17 protein-coding genes are annotated in these 16,604 nt (G+C 61.9%); 3 read left to right on the top strand and 14 right to left on the bottom strand.

Annotation, left to right across the window (positions count from 1 at the left end):
* Window positions 1-4: 4 nt before the first annotated feature.
* The 3 genes from FJ970_RS31220 to FJ970_RS31210 all read right to left on the bottom strand — a co-directional run bounded on the left by FJ970_RS31220 (window position 5) and on the right by FJ970_RS31210 (window position 1,607).
* Window positions 5-835 carry a thermonuclease family protein gene (locus FJ970_RS31220; protein ID WP_140758351.1) on the bottom strand — a complete coding sequence of 277 codons (831 nt, stop codon included), beginning with the start codon at window positions 833-835 and terminating at the stop codon, window positions 5-7.
* 110 nt (window positions 836-945) lie between these two features.
* Entirely contained in the window at window positions 946-1,164 is a 219-nt protein-coding gene (locus tag FJ970_RS31215; protein WP_140758352.1) for a hypothetical protein, read from the bottom strand.
* Between the two features lie 98 nt (window positions 1,165-1,262).
* Window positions 1,263-1,607 carry a hypothetical protein gene (locus FJ970_RS31210; RefSeq protein ID WP_227792304.1) on the bottom strand — a complete coding sequence of 115 codons (345 nt, stop codon included), beginning with the start codon at window positions 1,605-1,607 and terminating at the stop codon, window positions 1,263-1,265.
* Here FJ970_RS31210 and FJ970_RS31205 point away from each other — a divergent pair.
* Entirely contained in the window at window positions 1,591-2,451 is an 861-nt protein-coding gene (locus FJ970_RS31205) for an ATP-dependent DNA ligase (protein WP_140758353.1), read from the top strand. The two genes, FJ970_RS31210 and FJ970_RS31205, sit on opposite strands and share 17 nt — an antisense overlap.
* Before the next feature lie 15 nt (window positions 2,452-2,466).
* Here FJ970_RS31205 and FJ970_RS31200 read toward each other — a convergent pair whose 3' ends face one another.
* Both FJ970_RS31200 and FJ970_RS31195 read right to left on the bottom strand, forming a co-directional pair.
* The gene (locus FJ970_RS31200; protein WP_140758354.1) at window positions 2,467-2,712 is read right to left on the bottom strand and encodes a hypothetical protein; all 246 of its coding nucleotides are present in this window, start codon (window positions 2,710-2,712) and stop codon (window positions 2,467-2,469) included.
* Window positions 2,709-3,002, bottom strand: coding sequence for a hypothetical protein (locus FJ970_RS31195; RefSeq protein WP_140758355.1), 294 nt, complete (start codon window positions 3,000-3,002; stop codon window positions 2,709-2,711). Before FJ970_RS31195 ends, FJ970_RS31200 begins: the two co-directional genes overlap by 4 nt.
* 322 nt (window positions 3,003-3,324) lie before the next feature.
* On the opposite strand from FJ970_RS31195, the gene FJ970_RS31190 reads away from it, so the two are divergent.
* Together FJ970_RS31190 and FJ970_RS31185 are read left to right on the top strand one after the other, a co-directional pair.
* Window positions 3,325-3,498, top strand: a complete 174-nt coding sequence (locus tag FJ970_RS31190) for a hypothetical protein (RefSeq protein ID WP_227792302.1) — start codon at window positions 3,325-3,327, stop codon at window positions 3,496-3,498.
* Window positions 3,499-3,591: 93 nt separating this feature from the next.
* Entirely contained in the window at window positions 3,592-3,960 is a 369-nt protein-coding gene (locus tag FJ970_RS31185; protein ID WP_227792300.1) for a hypothetical protein, read from the top strand.
* 446 nt (window positions 3,961-4,406) lie between these two features.
* On the opposite strand, the gene FJ970_RS31180 is transcribed toward FJ970_RS31185, so the two are convergent.
* From FJ970_RS31180 to FJ970_RS31140, 9 genes are all read right to left on the bottom strand, one after another.
* Window positions 4,407-5,369, bottom strand: a complete 963-nt coding sequence (locus FJ970_RS31180; RefSeq protein WP_140758359.1) for a 3-keto-5-aminohexanoate cleavage protein — start codon at window positions 5,367-5,369, stop codon at window positions 4,407-4,409.
* Between the two features lie 388 nt (window positions 5,370-5,757).
* Window positions 5,758-6,564 (bottom strand): SDR family oxidoreductase, encoded by an 807-nt coding sequence (locus FJ970_RS31175; protein WP_140758360.1) that lies wholly within the window; start codon window positions 6,562-6,564, stop codon window positions 5,758-5,760.
* A 108-nt stretch (window positions 6,565-6,672) separates the two neighbouring features.
* On the bottom strand, window positions 6,673-8,082 hold the full coding sequence (locus FJ970_RS31170; protein WP_140758454.1) for a M20 family metallopeptidase: 1,410 nt from the start codon (window positions 8,080-8,082) through the stop codon (window positions 6,673-6,675).
* A gap of 13 nt (window positions 8,083-8,095) precedes the next feature.
* Complete coding sequence (locus FJ970_RS31165) at window positions 8,096-9,532, bottom strand: aldehyde dehydrogenase (RefSeq protein ID WP_140758361.1); 1,437 nt, start codon at window positions 9,530-9,532, stop codon at window positions 8,096-8,098.
* Between the two features lie 28 nt (window positions 9,533-9,560).
* Window positions 9,561-11,144 carry a GMC family oxidoreductase gene (locus FJ970_RS31160; protein WP_140758362.1) on the bottom strand — a complete coding sequence of 528 codons (1,584 nt, stop codon included), beginning with the start codon at window positions 11,142-11,144 and terminating at the stop codon, window positions 9,561-9,563.
* Window positions 11,145-11,221: 77 nt separating this feature from the next.
* Window positions 11,222-13,093, bottom strand: coding sequence for an ABC transporter ATP-binding protein (locus tag FJ970_RS31155; RefSeq protein ID WP_140758363.1), 1,872 nt, complete (start codon window positions 13,091-13,093; stop codon window positions 11,222-11,224).
* Window positions 13,090-14,004: an ABC transporter permease gene (locus tag FJ970_RS31150; RefSeq protein ID WP_140758364.1), complete on the bottom strand. Its 915-nt coding sequence runs from the start codon at window positions 14,002-14,004 to the stop codon at window positions 13,090-13,092. The genes FJ970_RS31155 and FJ970_RS31150 overlap by 4 nt, the downstream gene beginning before the upstream one ends.
* On the bottom strand, window positions 14,004-14,993 hold the full coding sequence (locus FJ970_RS31145) for an ABC transporter permease (RefSeq protein ID WP_140758365.1): 990 nt from the start codon (window positions 14,991-14,993) through the stop codon (window positions 14,004-14,006). Before FJ970_RS31145 ends, FJ970_RS31150 begins: the two co-directional genes overlap by 1 nt.
* A gap of 57 nt (window positions 14,994-15,050) precedes the next feature.
* Window positions 15,051-16,583: an ABC transporter substrate-binding protein gene (locus FJ970_RS31140; RefSeq protein WP_415752069.1), complete on the bottom strand. Its 1,533-nt coding sequence runs from the start codon at window positions 16,581-16,583 to the stop codon at window positions 15,051-15,053.
* Between the last annotated feature and the right edge of the window lie 21 nt (window positions 16,584-16,604).

Below are 16,604 nucleotides of genomic sequence, written 5' to 3'. Positions count from 1 at the left end.
CCACTCAGCACAGCGTCTCACACGCCACGCCGTCGCTGTCCCGATCCAGCTTCCCGCCCCACGAGCAGTTGTGCAGATACCATTGGGCCTCATCACACGAGCCAATTTGCTTGCACGTCCGCCGCGGTTCGCACGAATAGCCGCTCTGCGCGACCAGCTTGCGGCTGACGATGCCGAGCGGCTGGCTCGCCGGCGCCGCGGCGCCGGCATGCGACGCACGCCAGTCCCATGGCGCTTCGAATTTGCCGACCCACAGACCGACCTTTGCCGCTTCCGCCTTCGCCTGTTCAGTGGCGTAGGCGCCATGGCTGTAGCGCGGCCAATCCAGGGCCTGGCCGTGCTCGACCATCCAGGCGGCGACGCTGGCGCCATCAGCGCGCCGGCAGTTGCCGACAAAGCGGTGATAGCGGTCCCAATCGACGAAGCTGCATTGCACCGGCCTCGAGGCAGCCAGGAAGGTGTCGAGCGCTTCGGCCGATCGCCGGCCACACGGATATTCGAAGCCCTTGGCATCATCGCAATACTGCCGGCTCTCGGGCGCGTCGATTCCATTGAAGCGGATACGCTGGCCATGGATTTCGACTGTGTCGCCGTCGATGACGGATGCCACGCCAGCGATCGGTTCCGGCTTCGGCTCGAGCAAGTTCGACAGGTTGAGCTCCGGCAAACGGTCGCTGTGCTGCAGGAAGGCTTGAGCGGCCAATGCGCCGGCCGCAGTGACCGTGACAACGATCAGGCGCTGCGGGACGCTCGCCCATCTGCGTGCGCGCGAGCGCCTGGCACCGGCGCGCTTGCGCCATTGGTCAGAACGATTGCCGTATCGGTATTTGTCCACGCCCCCTCGCTCCCCGAGGGAGGATGCGATTGTTTCTGCCTAGAGTCCAGAAGAGTGCGTACATGGCCAAGTCAGCGCAACCAAACCATCCGCCGTTGTCGCGAAGCGCGTCAATGGATTTTGGGGATTTTGGCGATGGAGAGGTCTTGGAAGACCGCACACCACAAATTGAAATCGGCCAGTCGCCCGGCGAAGTGTGCTTCCATTGCACAATAGGCCGCTGCTGTCTGCGCTTCCGGCCCATAGAGCTCGATTGCAGCATCTGCCGCATCGCTAGGACTGGCAAAATCTGAAAGCCTCAGTGCCGCGCGATTGTCAGTCCGGAGCATGACGCCTTCCTTCTGTTCAGCGCCCTCCATTCAACGGGGTGGCTGAATGTATGCGCCTCAGCAACATCAGCGAAACATGCGAACGAAGGAAGGGGCCGCTAGCTCGAGCCGGCTTTTCTATTGCTCGGCCGTCGCTTTGGGAATTTGAGGATCTTGGCCTCGGGTTCCGGTTCAAGCGGCTCATGACCAGGCCGCTCATGCCAGAAGACTTGGCGCAGATCGCGTTGGTCGACCGGCTGGCCACATGCAGGGCAGTTGTAGAAGTGAAGGTGCTCGTCGATCTGCCGCCCTTCATGCAGTTTGCCAGGAATCGGGGGGCCAAGGTCAGATAGCTTCGTCATGCGGGCTGCAACATCCGGCCATGCTAAATGTTCCGGAACTATTTTAGCTAAAGCTGATTGAATCGCCGTTCCACGAGTCCAGTGCATGCGTTTGAAGTTCATTGAGCCGCTGATGCCGACCTTGGTTGAGAAGCCTCCCGAGGGCGACGGCTGGATTCACGAGGTCAAGTTCGACGGCTACCGATCGCAGATGATCAAGGACGTGGGCGGCGTGCGCATCTTCACGCGGCGCGGTCTCGACTGGACGGCGAAATACCGCGACCTCGCCAAGGCGGCCGACGAGCTTGAGGTGGAAAGCGCCATCATCGACGGCGAGATCATCGTGCTGGACGATGCCGGGCTGTCTGACTTCGGCGCTCTGCGCAAGGCAATCACCCGCCGGCAACATGACCTCTATTTCGTCGCCTTCGATCTCCTGCACGTCAACGGCCACGATCTGCGCGACATGCCGCTGGAAGACCGTCGCGAAATCCTTTCCGAGATGATCCCCGAGGGGCAGCGCATCCAATTCAGCCAGGCGCTACCAGGGGAGGCCAGCGCTATCTTCCACCTGATCGACGAGGCCGGCATGGAAGGCACGGTCTCGAAGCGCAGGGACAGCAAATATCGCAGCGGCCAATCAACGAACTGGCTGAAGGCGAAATGCTATACGGTCGAGGAATACGAGCTGCTAGGCGTCGAACGAGAGCCAGGCAAGCCGGCGTTCGCGCTGATGGCCGATCGCAAGACGGGACAGTATGTCGGCTCAGCCTTCATCAATTCGAGCCGGGCAATCCGCGAGCGCTTATGGAAGCGCGTTCAGGAGCATGCTGGGCCGGCGCCGAAGGGCATGAAGCGGCCGGCAACGCAATGGGTAAAGCCGGGTATCATCGGCCGCGTAAAGCATTTGCGCGGCGAAGAGGACTTGCGTCACGCTTCGCTGCAGGATTTCCGCGAAGAAAGTTGAAGCCACGGTCAGCATCTAGAGCGACTTGCCCGCCCGGATCATTGCTCTGGCAATCGCCAACTCTGCCTCGACCTTCGCATTCTCTTTCTGGGTCATGTTGTCGGCCGCGATCAGCCGGCGCAGCGCGCGCATCACCTCGCCACGCGTCCAGCCTACCTCAAGCATGCAGTCGACGATGGCTTGAAAGCCGGGCTCCATCGCCTCCTGACAATCGACCTCGCGATCGGCGTACTCGCAATCGTGCCTTGGTGCATTAATCATGCGTTGCCGTCCACCGTGCTCTCTTCGTCCAACTGGTGCGGCACCGGCAGATAGGCATTAGCCACCAGCCACTCGGCGATGATCGTATCCACCAGATCCAGCTTCGCCTTACCCATCTCAGCAGCTAGGCCGCTCAGTACCTCGTCGGTCCGGGGGTCGAGACTGAGCCCGCCGACGTTTCTGAGCAGTAGCGCGGCTCTCCGTAGCATTACTTGCAAATCGGCTCGCGAAGCGTCTGCGATCTGATCGGCGGCGCTTTCCAGTTCATGCACGAATTGATCACGAGACATCGCTTGTTCCTTAAAGGAATTTCTCTCCTTCGTCCCCATGCTCAAAGCAGAACCAGTCCGGGGCATGCTTCGGCTTGGCAAAGCCCCATCCCGCATCCTTGGTGCATCCGCCGTGCTCGCAAGCCTGGTGCTGTACTCCCGCCGGAGTGGCGTAATCGGGCTCGGGCAATCTGACTTCGTCGGCCATGAGCGACAGTGAACAAAATAGGAACAAAATTGTCAAGAGCCTCTTGACCGACCAGGAATATGTTCCTTATTCCTCAAGGCGATCTGAGCAGGAAAGGCTATGCGAAAGCGCCAGAACGCGCCGAGTGGCGAAGCTATGTCGGAATTTGAAATGGCGGCGCAGCAGGCCATCGCTGCGGCCGGCGGTGATCCCGTGATTGCGCTGCAGAATGTTCTGGCCAGGAACGTGGAACTCGAACGTGAGCTCGCGCTGTCGCGCGTGGCAATTTCCAACGGCTTCTCTCGCGGAGGGCATAGGGCGCGATCCTGAATGGCAGACACGGCCGAAGACAATTTCCGCATCGAGGTATGGGACCGAGAGGAAAAGACCCACCTCGAAACAATATCTCGATCGCCGGACGCGATGGTCAGCCAGGCGGCTTGGCAGGCAGCGATCCGGCGCCGGCCGGGCATGCTGCTAATCCACTTCAACAGCCGCCACGTCATGGAAAAGATCATCACGCCTGGCGATGTGAAAATCCCGCCACAGACGATTATCGATGGCAGCATTCACGCCGGTCTCGACGTCGCGCTCGGGGATCTGCGCGAATGGCACAAGCTGCGGGCGTGGTGCAAGAATTGCTCCCATCACGCCGAGGTGAAGGCGGCGGCGCTGATCCGCCGATACGGCAAGGACGCGCTATTCAGCACGGTTGAGCGAGCGCTTCTCTGCACGAGTTGCGATCGTGGCGGGCCGGTCCGGCTGGAAATCCACAAACTGCCCCGGAACTAGGCCCGACGAGACACGACCGTCCTATTCGTCGCTGTTCTCGTCGTCGTTTCCATCGTCAGATTGGTTATTACGACTTGCGTCATCCGCGTGCTCTTCTACGAGCGCCTCGGCGGTCACGTATGGGCTTACATCCGAGCTTGGATAGTCTGACTTACTTTGCGCCTACAACAGAAAGTCGCAGAATCTATCTTATGGAACTGTCTGTTCTGTAGATAAATCAACGGCTTAAGAGTGCAAGCTCAACGTCGCTAGGTTGAAAGCCCCGATCTTCGAACTTGTTGCGCGCCATCCTGCCGAAAATCGTCGAGCGATGGCGACCAAGCTTCTCGGCAAACGTATCGACACTGGCGCCAGGCTGGGCGTTTCCAGGGGACAAACAGATGTTCGTGCTTCGTTCGACCTTAGCGTGTCTGGGAAAGCAAATCTTGTTCCGGCCCCAATGCTCATCAGAAAGCCACCTGATCGCCGCCTTTCAGCTGAAGAATCTGGCGCGTCTCGTCGGGCGTCGCCACCTCCATGCCGAGCCCCTCGATGATTTTGCGGGCCAGCATCACCTGTTCGGCGTTCGACGTTGCCAGCCGGCCCTTGCCGGCCCACAGACTGTCCTCCAGCCCGACTCGGATGTTGCCGCCAAGCGCTGCCGACTGCGCGGCGATGCGCAACTGGCTGGCGCCGGCGCCGAGCACCGACCAGCGGAACTGGTCGCCGAACAGCCGGTCGGCGGTACGCTTCATATGCGCCACGTCTTCCGGATGCGTGCCGATGCCGCCGAGCAGCCCGAACACCGACTGCACGAAGAACGGCGGCTTCACCAACCCGCGGTCGGCGAAGTGGGAAAGGTTGTAGAGATGGGCGATGTCGTAGCACTCAAACTCGAAGCGTGTGCCATTGTCGTAGCAAGTCGCTAGAATGTACTCGATGTCCCTGAACGAGTTGCGGAAGACGAGGTCGCGCGTTGCTTCCAGATGTGGCTTTTCCCAGTCGAACTTGAAGGTCTCGTATTTGTCGGCGAGGTGGTAGAGCCCAAAGTTGATCGAACCCATGTTCAGCGAGGCGACTTCGGGCTTGAACTGGGCGGCGGGCCGCACGCGCTCCTCGACCTTCATGTAGGGGCTGCCGCCGGTGGTGATGTTGATCGCGGAACTGGTGTCCTGCTTGATGAGCGGTAGGAATTTTGCGAACGCCTCCGGCGTCTGGTCGGGCTTGCCAGTTTCGGGATCGCGCGCGTGCAAGTGGAGGATCGCGGCACCCGCGCTTGCAGCCGCTATTGCCTCCGCGGCGATCTGGTCGGGCGTGATCGGCAGGTAGGGCGACATGGTCGGCGTGTGGATCGCCCCCGTTACCGCGCAGGCGATAATGACTTTACCCTTGGCGACAAATCCGCTCGACTTGCGGTTGGTTTCACTCATTTCAAACTCCTCCGGGGATTTTGTCTTGTGGGCGGCAAGCGCCATCAGCGGGCAGAAGCGCCGAGGTGGAACTGGCGATCACGGCGCCCGGGCGAGCCAGTTCATAGATCTTTAAAAACACCTTCCACTTGTCATCCCGCTTCTCCGGCGTGTCCTGAACTAGATTGGAAGCCGGCGACGATACGGGCGAGCACCTGGCTCGACCAGGGGCCGCGTAACGGGTCGTTTCCAGCGAGGTCGTTGAACTCCAATATAATCCCGCGCGCCTTCCGTGGCCGCCGTCTGTCCCACATCCGGATGTGGTGCCCGGCACGGGCGAAACTGATCGCCCATGCTCGCACCACGGCCCATTTCCGATGATCGCTATTCTTACCATGATGACGACCTTCTAGAGCGTCTCAACATTACCGTCGACGCCGAGCGACTGACCGGAAATGTTGTGCCCGGCGTCCGAAAGGAGGAAAGCGACCACTGTCGCCACATCGTAAGGGCTGGTCATGCGGCGCAGCGAGATGTTCTTCAGGTAGTGGCCAGTCATCTCCTCATGGCTGATGCCTAGCTGCTGTGCTCGCGCCGAGATGACGCTCTCGATGCGCGGCCCCTCGATTATTCCCGGCAGGATTGCGTTGACCCGGATGCCGCTCTGGCCGAGTTCCTTAGCCAGGCTCTGAGTGAAGCCGATGACGCCGAACTTGGCAGCGGAATAGGGCGTGCGGTACGCATAGCCGTGACGACCTGCCGCGGAAGACATGGAGACGATCGAGCCTCCGCCAGCTGCCTTCAGCATTGGTACGGCCCGCCGCGCGCAGAGGAACTGTCCGGTAAGGCCAATCTCCAGGCAACGCCGCCAGTCGTCCAGATTAATATCCTCCACCGCTCCCGTAGGTCCTGCGACGCCGGCATTGTTGATTAGCGCATCCAGGCCCCCGAATTTGCCTGAGACCGCAGTGAAGAGCCGATCAACGTCCTGCTCGCTCGAGACGTCAGCCAGCTCAGCTACTTCAGGGTCGAGCTTCCTGGAGGCCGTCACGAGCGCTTCGTCAGAGACATCACAGATGGCGATCCGAGCACCCAGCCGGGACAAGGTCTCGGCTATGGCGAAACCGATCCCCCCCGCACCGGCGGTAACCAGTACTCGCTGCCCCTTCAGTCCGGAAAGAAGATCATCAGCCGAAACCGGCGCTCGCGAACTCATACCTTGCTCCCTAGGTCGAATGTCTTTCCGCAACGCCATCACTGCGCCGAGAGCGGCGGCGAGGCCGTAGAAGAAGGCGCGTGGCGTAGATGTACGTACATTTGAGCGCTACCCGTCGAGCGGAGGCATAAGATCGGGCGGCAAGATGCGCACGACCGGATCGTGCGCCAGCCTGGATGCATGTTCCTTCTTCGCTTGGGCCAGCAGGTCGGGGTTGCCGAACAAATCCACTCCCGTCGCCGCCATGACCCTCGACACATGAATCATGCCTTTTTGCGCATGGGGGGATTTGCCTTGAGCCGTCACCTGCCATGTGTGGAGCGGCGTGCCGATTGCGAGCGTCGCCCCGTAGGCCTGGACGGTGGGAATGGCCCAACTGACATCGCCGACGTCCGTGGAGCCGAGCATCTGCTTGCCGCCCGAACCCGTGCGGACGATTCGATTGCACAGGGCCGTGTTGCCCGGCTCGAGCCCGAACATCGCGTAGGCGGACTGTACGTGCTCCTTCGTCAGCGTGCCCTGTATCTGCTGGGCAAACGCCTCGTCCTTTTCGTCGAATACGGGGGGCCCGAGTATTTCGAAATTCCGCGCCATCAGGTCCTCAAGCACGCGGTTGCCGAGCAGGCTGTTCATGGCGCAGACGAGGCGCGGCTCCACCGGCGTTTCGCTCATCAGCGCCGCGCCTTCGGCAATGCGCCTGACGCGCTCGATCAGCATCAGCACCTCGGCCGCACGCGGCGACCGCACGATGTAGCGCACCACCGCTGACGCCTGCACGACGTTTGGCGCCGGGCCTCCGGAATCGAGATAGGCATAGTGGACCCGGCAATCGGTCGGAATGTGCTCGCGCAGATAGTTGACGCCAACACTCATCAACTCGACGGCATCGAGCGCGCTGCGCCCAAGGTGCGGTGAGCCAGCTGCATGGGCTGATCGCCCGGTGAAGGAGAAGTCGAGTATGGCGTAGGCGAGCGCGACAGGCTCCATCACTCCCGCGAATGCGAACGGATGCCAGGATATTGCCGCGTCCACATCCGCGAAGATGCCGTCGCGCACCATAAACGCCTTGCCTGCCCCGCCTTCCTCCGCGGGGCAGCCATAATAGCGCACGCGCCCCGGCAGATTGTTCGCGGCCAGCCAGTCCTTGACCGCCGTTGCGGCGAGCATTGCTCCGGCACCGAGCAGGTTGTGGCCGCAGCCGTGCCCGGGTTCATCTCGGGCAAAAGGCCGATACTCGGTCGCGCCGGCCTCTTGGCTCAGCCCCGGCAGGGCATCGAACTCGCCGAGGAAGGCGATCACCGGGCCACCTTCCCCCGCCTCGCCCATGATGGCAGTCGGCATGCCGGCGAGGCCGGTTTCAACGCGGAATCCATGTTCGCGAAGCATGCGAAGATGCTCGCCTGACGAACGGTATTCCTGATAGTTCAGCTCGGGCGTTTCCCAGACCTTATCGCTCAGTTCGATGAAGCGCCCGGCCAGGCCGTCGACATGTTCCCATACTCGGGGACTGTTGCTCATGGAATCCCCCTGTTCAGACGGCAACGGTCTTGTGCTCAACATAGTGGTTGATGGCTTCCGGGCCGAATTCCCGTCCAATGCCGCTTTGCTTGAAGCCACCGAAGGGCGACAGCAGATCAGGGGCCGCGTTGTTGATTGTCAGCCCCCCGGTGCGGATACGACGCGCGATTGCCAGACCGGTATCGGCATCGGTGGTCCAGACCGAACCTGAAAGACCGTAGGCCGTGTCATTGGCGAGCCGCACAGCATCGTCCAGGCCGTCATAGGGTATGACGCAGACGACCGGCCCGAAGATCTCTTCTTGGGCAATGCGCGACTTGTTGTGCACATTGGCGAAGACGGTAGGCTTGACGAAAAGGCCGTGATTGATGCCTTCGGGCAGCCCCAGACCGCCAACGGCCAGGTCCGCGCCGCTTTCTAGCCCGGAGTTGATGTAGTCGCTGATGCGCTGCCGCTGCCGCTCCGTAACGACCGGGCCGAGGAACGTGCCGGGGGCGGCAGGATCGCCGATCGGCATGCGTTCGACGTTGTCCACGAGCGCATCGACAAAGGCATCGTGGCGCTGACGCGAAACCAGTATACGCGTCTGCGCGACGCACACCTGCCCATTGTTCGGAAACGACCGGTAACGCAAGGCCTCGACCGTCTGTCCGATGTCCGCGTCGTCGAGTATGATTGCAGCGGACTTGCCGCCCAATTCCAAACTCACCCGCTTCAACTGCTCCCCGGCGAGGCTAGCGATCCTGCGCCCGGCCACGGTCGACCCGGTAAAGCCGATCTTGTCCACTCCGGGATGCGTGACCAGATGTTCGCTTTCCTCGCGGTGCGCGACCAGGATGCTCAACACGCCTTCAGGAAGCCCGGCCTCGCTGAAAAGTTCGCCCAGATATTGGCCGTCGATCGCCGTCTCCGGCGCCAATTTCAGAATCACCGTGCAGCCGGCAAGCAGAGCCGGAAAGAGTTTCGCTAGCGCGACCTGATGCGGTGCATTCCACGGGATGATGGCCGCAACCACGCCGACTGGCTCGCGGATCCAGATCGACGTCCCTTTCGGGAAGCCCTCGCGCTTCACTTCCCAGGGATAGTGTTCGGCCGCGGTCAGATAAGCCTGGCCCTGATCGCGGATCAGGGACTGGATCGCCGCGGCGAACCAAGCGGGAGCGCCCATTTCTGCCGTGACCAGTCCGGCAAATTCCGTGGACCGCAACTCGTAGAGGTCGGTGAATTTGCGGATGATCGCGATGCGCTCGGCTACCGGCATGCGCGGCCATGGCCCTTCGTCGAACGCCTTGCGCGCCACGTCGACGGCAAGGTCGATGTCCACCTGTGCGGCCGCCGGAACCGTGCCGACCAGACTGCCGTCATAGGGCGAACGAACTTCGATGGACGCCGGTCCGAGCGGGTCGACGCGCCTGCCGCCGATGAAATTGTGGTTGAAATTCCTGGTCATTGCCCGTCTGGCTCCTGTTGCTTGCCGATCAGGGATGGATAAGATCCGCCGCCCGCTCGCCGATCATGATGGCGGTCGCGTTGGTGTTGCCCGCGATGTGGCGCGGAAAGATCGAGGCATCCGCCACCCAAAGCCCCTCGGTGCCGCGCACCCGCAATTCCGGCGTCACCACCGCTTTTTTGTCGACGCCCATCCGGCAGGTTCCGACCGGATGCAGGAAGGGAACCGTCGCCTTGCGCACATACTGCTCCTCGGCTTCGCGGCCCGCCCGCTCGGGCGGCACGTCGATCAGCTCGCGCACATGGTTTCCGAATGGCGGCGTCGAAGCAAGGCGGCGAATCCAGGCCAGTCCCCGCAGAACGCAGTCGAGGTCGTCGGGGTGGTCGAGGAGCCGCGGATAGATTGCGAGCGGCGTGCGCGGATCGCTGCTGCGTAGTTCCAGACGGCCAGTACTCTTGGGGTAATTCACGTTCGCCAGAATGGTGACGAGATTGCGCGTGGGGACGCGCAGGCGTCCGCTTTCGCTGAAATAGCCGAACGGGAAGAGGTGGAATTGGAGGTCGGGCACCTCCTGCTCGGGTGTGGATTTGAGGAAGGCGAGCACCTGCGCGGTCGGCACGCTCAACACGCCACTGCGCGACAGCACCCATTCGGCGACTGCGCGAACCCGGCCCAGAGGCGTCGCGTAAGCGTTGCCGGTTTTCGTGTTCATCTCCGCCCTGACGTAGAGCCCCGGATGCTCCATCAGGTTGCGGCCGACGTCGGAGCTCGCGACGCGAACATCGATGCCGTGGCGACCCAGTTCGGCCGGATCGCCGATTCCCGAAAGCATGAGGAGCTGGGGCGAATTGATCGAGCCGGCAGACAGCACCACGCCCCGGCGCGCCTTGGCGCGGATCGACCGGCCGCCGCGAATAATGTCAACTCCGGTCGCCCGCTTGCCGTCCATGACGATGCGCTCGACCAGCGCGTCGTCCATGAAGGTCAGCTTCTTGTCCCTGAGGCGGGGGAGAACGAAGGCGTCGAACGCCGAGTGGCGCACGCCCCCGATCGTGGAGCCTTGGTTCCAAGCGACCCCTTCATGCGAACTCCCGTTCAGGTCCGGGTTGCGGGGCACGCCGGCATTGACGAAGCTGTCGATAAATTTCTCGGATATTGGGTGTTTCCAGCGCAGCGACGAGACCCGGAGCGGCCCCATTCCGCCGCGATGCGAGTTGTCCTTGTCATCGTCCGCCGTCTCCATCCTGCGGAAATAGGGAAGCACGGAGTTCCAGCCCCAGCCCTTATTTCCCAACGCCTCCCAAGCGTCGTAGTCGGCGGCCGCGCCACGAATGAAGATCATCCCGTTGATGGCCGACGAACCACCCGGAACCCGCCCGCGCGGCCAGGCCTCCTGCAGTCCGTTACGGCTCGGATCGGGCTCGGTGACGTAGTTCCAGTCGTACCGGTTGTTACCGATCGTATACATGAGCGCGGCCGGTACGCGCGTCAGGTGGAGCTTCTCGCGCTTGCCCGCTTCGAGGAGAAGGACGCTCGCACCCTTTTCGACAAGCCTGGCGGTGAGCGGTGAACCCGCACTGCCCGAACCTACGACAATATAGTCGAATTCCATGATACGCCTGCCTCATCGGGATTGCGGGGCACCGCGCCGGGGCCAGGGGGCCGGCGCGGTCAGGGACTGCGCCGCCGTTACGGGCCGCTCAGATCGACCGCCGGCATCAGCTTTGGCGCCGACAGGCCGGCCTCGACGAGATGGCATGCCGCATAATCCTCGTCGCTTCGTTTCAGCAGCGCCGGATCCTCCGTTATGCAGCGGTCAAAAGCGAACGGGCAGCGTGTTCGGAAGGTGCAGCCGGAAGGTATGTCGATGGGGTCCGGCGGCTCGCCTTCCAGGAGATAGGTCGCTGTGTCGTAGGGCTTGTGCTCGATGGCCGGAACGGCACTGAGCAGTGCCCGCGTGTAGGGATGGCCGGAATCGAAGAATGTCGCCTCGTTGCCGGCGAGTTCGGCGATGCGACCGAGATACATCACGGCCACGCGGTTGCAGACGCGGCGCACCATGCTCAGATCGTGCGAGATATAGATGTAGGTCATGCCGTGGCGGGCCTGCAGGCGCTCGAAAAGATCGAGCAGCTTGCCCTGTTCCACTTGGTCGAGTGCCGACAGCGTCTCATCGAGGATCAGGAGTTCCGGGTCCAGCACCATGGCGCGGGCGATGTTGACGCGTTGCCGCTGGCCCGCACTGAGCCCTACCGGCAGTTTGTCCGTCAGCTCGGGGCGCAACCCCACTTCGTTCATCGTGTAAGCGACCTTCTCGCCGATCTCCTTGGCGCTCATTCCGCCATGGATGCGCAGCGGTTCGGCGATCGTCCGGCCAATGGCCAGATGTGGTGGGATGGCGTTGTAGGGATCCTGCAGCAGCAGCTGGAATCGGCGGCGCAGATCAAGCAGTTTCTTTCGGCCGAGATGCGCGATGTCCTGGCCCTTGAACAGTATCTCGCCGCGATTGGGTGCTTCGAGGCGGCTGAGTAGACGCGAAAGCGTCGACTTCCCGCAACCGGATTCGCCGACGATGCCGAGATTATCGCCTTTATAGACGTCGAAGGAGACGCCCCGGACGGCCTGGACGACCCGATACGCAAACAGCCGCTCACGGTCCTTGGTTGCGTAGGAACGGTAGACGTCGCGGACCGAAAGGATGATTTCGCGTGTGTCGTCCTTGGCTAAGGCCGGCGCGGCGGTGACCTGCTCGGCGCCCCAGATGCGCGGCACGCTCTTGATGAGGTTGCGCGTATAGTTGTGCTGGGGTTCGTCAATCAGTTTACGGGTCTGCTGGCACTCGACCACGCGGCCATCGGCGAGCACGAGGACGTTGTCTGCGATTTCGTTAACGACACCGAGCGCCGAGGAGACGAAGATGACCGCCGTGCGGAAATCGCGCTGGAGATCCCTCAGCAGGCGAAGAATCTGGGCAGCGACGGTCACGTCGAGCGGCTGGGTGATGTTGTCGGCGACGAGCAGGTCGGGGTTGGTGACCAGGGCATCGACGATCAGCACGCGTTGCATCATCCCGCCGCTGAACTGGAAAGGAAATTCTTGGAAGCGCTGCGCTGGCGAAGGAATGCGGACCGCGTCGAGGACACGAAGCACGCGCGCCTTTGCTTCCGCCGTCGAAATGCCTGGCTCGACCGCGCGCAGCTTCTCGATGATCTGCTGTCCGACCGGGATCGTCGGATCGAGCGCGCTGCCGGGGTCGGAGCCTATATAGGCGACCTTGCGTCCTCGCAGTCTCTGCATTTCGGCGGGCGCGAGATCGAACAGGTTGCGGCCATGGTAGGCAATCGTCCCGCCCGTCACGACCAGCGGCGGGCTTATCCAGTTGACGAGTGCGCGCGACAAGACCGTCTTACCCGAGCCGCTTTCACCGATGATGCCGAGGACCTCGTCTTGGGAAACCGAGAGGTTGACGTCCCGAAGAACAGCGCGCCTTGCGCCGCCTGGCAGCGCTAGATCGACCGACAGGCCCGAAACCTCGATAATGCTGACACTCTCCCTCCTCATAGGACACCCTGGAGTAGCTTGTTGCGGGAGCGCTCAAGGGCACCGCCCATGAGGTTGATGCTGCACAGGGATATCGCCAACAGCAGGCCTGGAATGGTGGTGATCCACCACGCATTTAGGAGATACTTGGTGCCGTCTGCGATGATCGTCCCGAATGTAGGCGTGGGCGGTTGGATGCCGATGCCGATGAAGCCAAGGATGGCTTCGAAGATCATCATGCGCGCGACGTCGAGCACGGCGACGAACGCGATCGGCGGCAAGATGTTAGGCGCGATATGCACCAGCAATATGCGGAGGTCCGATGCGCCCAGGATCTTGGCCGCGCGCACATATTCCTTGCGCCGTTCCGACATGGTGACGCTGCGCGCCACGCGAGCGTAGCCGGGCCATCCCGCGAGGATGAAGACGAGGATGACAGTCAGCGGCGTCGGCCGCGTCACGCCGAGGATGGTGATGGCCAGGATGATCACCGGAATCGACATCTGGGCATCGGTGATGCGCATCAGGATCAGATTGGTCCAGCCACCGACATAGCCGGCCAACATCCCGACGGCCGAGCCGAGCACGAACATGCCCACCACGCTCGTAATACCGATCATCAGCGCGTTCCGCAGGCCGATCAGCGAACGCGCGAACAGGTCGCGGCCGAGCTGATCGGTGCCGATCACGTGAGGCCAAACCGAGCCTTCGGCAGGCCAGGGGGGCGAGAACTTCAGGCCGACATTGAACTTCGTCGCAGAAAGTCCGAGCAGGCTCGGCGCGGCTACCGAGAGCAGGATCACGGCGATGAAAATGACTGCCCCGACCCGGAATTCCGGCGTCTTGAAAGCCTGAAGGAAGATATTAGCGCCGAGGCTTCGGGCTTTTGGGGGAACGCTGACGTCCGCGTCGACGATGGTTTGTTCGGACATCAGTACTGGAGCCTTCTGTCGATCGTGGTCGAAGCGAAATCGACGAGGATGTTCACACCGACGAGCCCGGCGCAGGCGAAGATCGCGATCGCCTGGATGATCGGGAAATCGCGCTGGAACACCGCATTGATCATGAGCAGGCCGATCCCGGGATAGTTGAAAAGGTATTCGACGACGAAGAGCGAGCCGAGGATCAGGCCGACCGCCTGGATGCCCAACACGTTCAGAAGGGGTATGCCGGAGTTACGCAGAACATGCGCCGAGATCATGCGCCGTCGTGTCAGCCCCCGGATCTGGCCAACATAAACATAGGGCTCGAGGAGGTTGGAGGAGACCGAAACCGAGAGAGACCGGACGATGATCGGTATTAGTTCCACCGCCAGAACCAAGGCCGGCAGGATCGCATATGTCCAGTTCTCGTAGCCGATTGCAGGCAGCCAGCCCGTCTTGGCCGACAACAAATAGATGAATACCAGTCCGAGCCAGACATTCGGCAGAGAGACGAGCACCGAACTCAGGTAGAGCGCGAACCGGTCCGGCGCCTTCCCAGCGTTGAGGCCGGCCCATATGCCGAGCGGAACCGCTATCGCCAGGGAGATCAAGAAAGCAAGACCCGCCAGCAGCAAACTGTAGGGTAGGGTTGCGCCGATCAGCTCGATGACCGGTGCCCGGTTGCTGGCATCGAAGGTCGATTCGCCGCGTGAACCTCCAGTGCTGCCGCCCTGGGCGCTGCGCACGAAGGATCGGCCGAAATCGCCGCGGACGATCTGGGTCATATACCGTCCGAATTGGACGATTATCGGATCCCGCAGGCCGAGCTCCTTGGCCGTCTGCTCCGCCACGGATTGCGAAACCATCGGGCCGAGCATCAGCCGCACAGGGTCGCCGGGCACCACGCGCAGCAGGGTGAAGATCAACAGGGCGATGCCCGCCACGATAATCACGCCTTGTGCGAGACGGCGAACGAAAAAGTCTATGGCGAAAAGCATTGCGGCAGGCTCACGAAGGAGCAGCGCCGCCGGATGACGACGCTGCTAGACCAAAGGTTAGACAAGATCCGCCTTCGACAGGTCGATCGGCCCGTAAGGCAGATAGACGGCGCCTTCGAGGTTCTTGGCGGCGCCGTGGAAGGTGAGCGCAGAGAACAGTGAGAAGCTCGGGACTTTTTTGGCCATCGTCGGGAAGGTTTCTTCGGTGAGGATCTTCAGCCGCTGTTCCGGATTGGGCGCGTTGCGCTCCTTGTCCAGGACAGCGTCGATCTCGGGATCGTTGATGCCCGAGATTAGGGCCGCGCTGGAATGCCAGTTCGGCCGCAGGACGAGATCAGGCTCCGGGGACGGCGTCATCCAGCCGACGTCGCACATATGGCCTTGGCCCTGGCCGTCAGCGCGGCGATAGATTGCCACTTCCCAGGCCGCCGGTTCGAGCACCGTCATCTGGACGTTGAAGCCTTGCTCCTGGAGCATCGCTGCGATCAACTCGCCATACTCCTTGGTCTTGGGATAGAAGCCGATCGAAGTTATGTATTCGAGTTGCGGCAACCCTGCCCCGTTCGGGAAGCCGGCCTCGGCCAGCAAACGCTGCGCTTCCTCTGGATTGTAGTCCGGATACCCCTTGACGTCTGTGAAACCGAACTTCATCGGCGAGACGTAACAGCTCGATTCGAGCGCTGCTTCGCCCATCAGTTCGAGGATCTGCTTGCGATCGATCGAGTGGCATGCCGCCAGTCGGATGCGCGGATCGTCGAACGGGGCTTTGTTACAGCGAAAGTGTAGATATTTGTTCTCGGTCGTAAGACCCTTGCGGGTGGTAACCTTAGGATTTCCGGCGAGCGATGCGTACTGTTCCGGCTCGAGCCGCTCGGCGATGTGGTACTGGCCGTTCAAGAGGCCGAGAACCCGGGTATTAGCATCCGGAACATAGGCGTAGACGACCTCGTCGATCTTCGGACGTCCGCCGAAGAAGTCGTCATAGGCATGCAGAACGTTCTTGTCGCCGTTAGTCTCGACATATTTGAAGGCGTTAGTGCCGTTCGGACGCTTTTGGAGAATCTTCGGATCAGCGACATCCTTCGCCGAGAGGATCGGGATCACGCTGGAAATGAACCACCATGCCGATGCCGGATAGCCGTGCTTCTCGGTGTGCAGTCGCACCGTAAGGCGATCGACAATTTCGACATCGACCTTTCCGGGGCAAAAGGAAGCCGCCGGGCGGGCCGGGTCGCAGGAGTATTCGAGCGTCGCCTTGACGTCCTCGGCGCTGAATTCCTTGCCGTCGTGAAACTTCACGCCGTCGCGCAGCTTGAATTCGAAGGTGTTGGTGTCGATTAGCTTCCAGCTTTCCGCCAGCGCGGGTTCGAGCAAGTCAGCCTCGCCGTCCCGCATCGGGGCGCGCGTCAGGGCGTTGAAAACGAACTTTTCGAAATTGCCCTGACCAAGGGTCGTGTGGGAAGTCGGATCCCAATTGCCGGTGACGGGTCCCATCGACGCGAGCACGAGTGACTTCTTGCCCTGCGCATTGGCTGGCACCGCGACCTTGCCGAGCACGCCGGCCACGCCAAGCGCTCCCGCGCCAATCATAATGTCTCTACGCGTAATCAT

It is taken from the genome of Mesorhizobium sp. B2-1-8 (assembly GCF_006442545.2).
Lineage (GTDB): Bacteria > Pseudomonadota > Alphaproteobacteria > Rhizobiales > Rhizobiaceae > Mesorhizobium.
This window is presented reverse-complemented; position numbering and strand designations above follow the sequence as displayed.

Excerpts from the sequence above, each read along its gene's own strand:
- FJ970_RS31215 (WP_140758352.1), bottom strand. The coding sequence starts at position 1,164 with ATGCTCCGGACTGACAATCGCGCGGCACTGAGGCTTTCAGATTTTGCC.
- FJ970_RS31205 (WP_140758353.1), top strand. The coding sequence starts at position 1,591 with ATGCGTTTGAAGTTCATTGAGCCGCTGATGCCGACCTTGGTTGAGAAG.
- FJ970_RS31210 (WP_227792304.1), bottom strand. The coding sequence starts at position 1,607 with ATGAACTTCAAACGCATGCACTGGACTCGTGGAACGGCGATTCAATCA.
- FJ970_RS31200 (WP_140758354.1), bottom strand. The coding sequence starts at position 2,712 with ATGATTAATGCACCAAGGCACGATTGCGAGTACGCCGATCGCGAGGTC.
- FJ970_RS31195 (WP_140758355.1), bottom strand. The coding sequence starts at position 3,002 with ATGTCTCGTGATCAATTCGTGCATGAACTGGAAAGCGCCGCCGATCAG.
- FJ970_RS31190 (WP_227792302.1), top strand. The coding sequence starts at position 3,325 with ATGTCGGAATTTGAAATGGCGGCGCAGCAGGCCATCGCTGCGGCCGGC.
- FJ970_RS31185 (WP_227792300.1), top strand. The coding sequence starts at position 3,592 with ATGGTCAGCCAGGCGGCTTGGCAGGCAGCGATCCGGCGCCGGCCGGGC.
- FJ970_RS31180 (WP_140758359.1), bottom strand. The coding sequence starts at position 5,369 with ATGAGTGAAACCAACCGCAAGTCGAGCGGATTTGTCGCCAAGGGTAAA.
- FJ970_RS31175 (WP_140758360.1), bottom strand. The coding sequence starts at position 6,564 with ATGAGTTCGCGAGCGCCGGTTTCGGCTGATGATCTTCTTTCCGGACTG.
- FJ970_RS31170 (WP_140758454.1), bottom strand. The coding sequence starts at position 8,082 with ATGAGCAACAGTCCCCGAGTATGGGAACATGTCGACGGCCTGGCCGGG.
- FJ970_RS31165 (WP_140758361.1), bottom strand. The coding sequence starts at position 9,532 with ATGACCAGGAATTTCAACCACAATTTCATCGGCGGCAGGCGCGTCGAC.
- FJ970_RS31160 (WP_140758362.1), bottom strand. The coding sequence starts at position 11,144 with ATGGAATTCGACTATATTGTCGTAGGTTCGGGCAGTGCGGGTTCACCG.
- FJ970_RS31155 (WP_140758363.1), bottom strand. The coding sequence starts at position 13,093 with ATGAGGAGGGAGAGTGTCAGCATTATCGAGGTTTCGGGCCTGTCGGTC.
- FJ970_RS31150 (WP_140758364.1), bottom strand. The coding sequence starts at position 14,004 with ATGTCCGAACAAACCATCGTCGACGCGGACGTCAGCGTTCCCCCAAAA.
- FJ970_RS31145 (WP_140758365.1), bottom strand. The coding sequence starts at position 14,993 with ATGCTTTTCGCCATAGACTTTTTCGTTCGCCGTCTCGCACAAGGCGTG.
- FJ970_RS31140 (WP_415752069.1), bottom strand. The coding sequence starts at position 16,583 with ATGATTGGCGCGGGAGCGCTTGGCGTGGCCGGCGTGCTCGGCAAGGTC.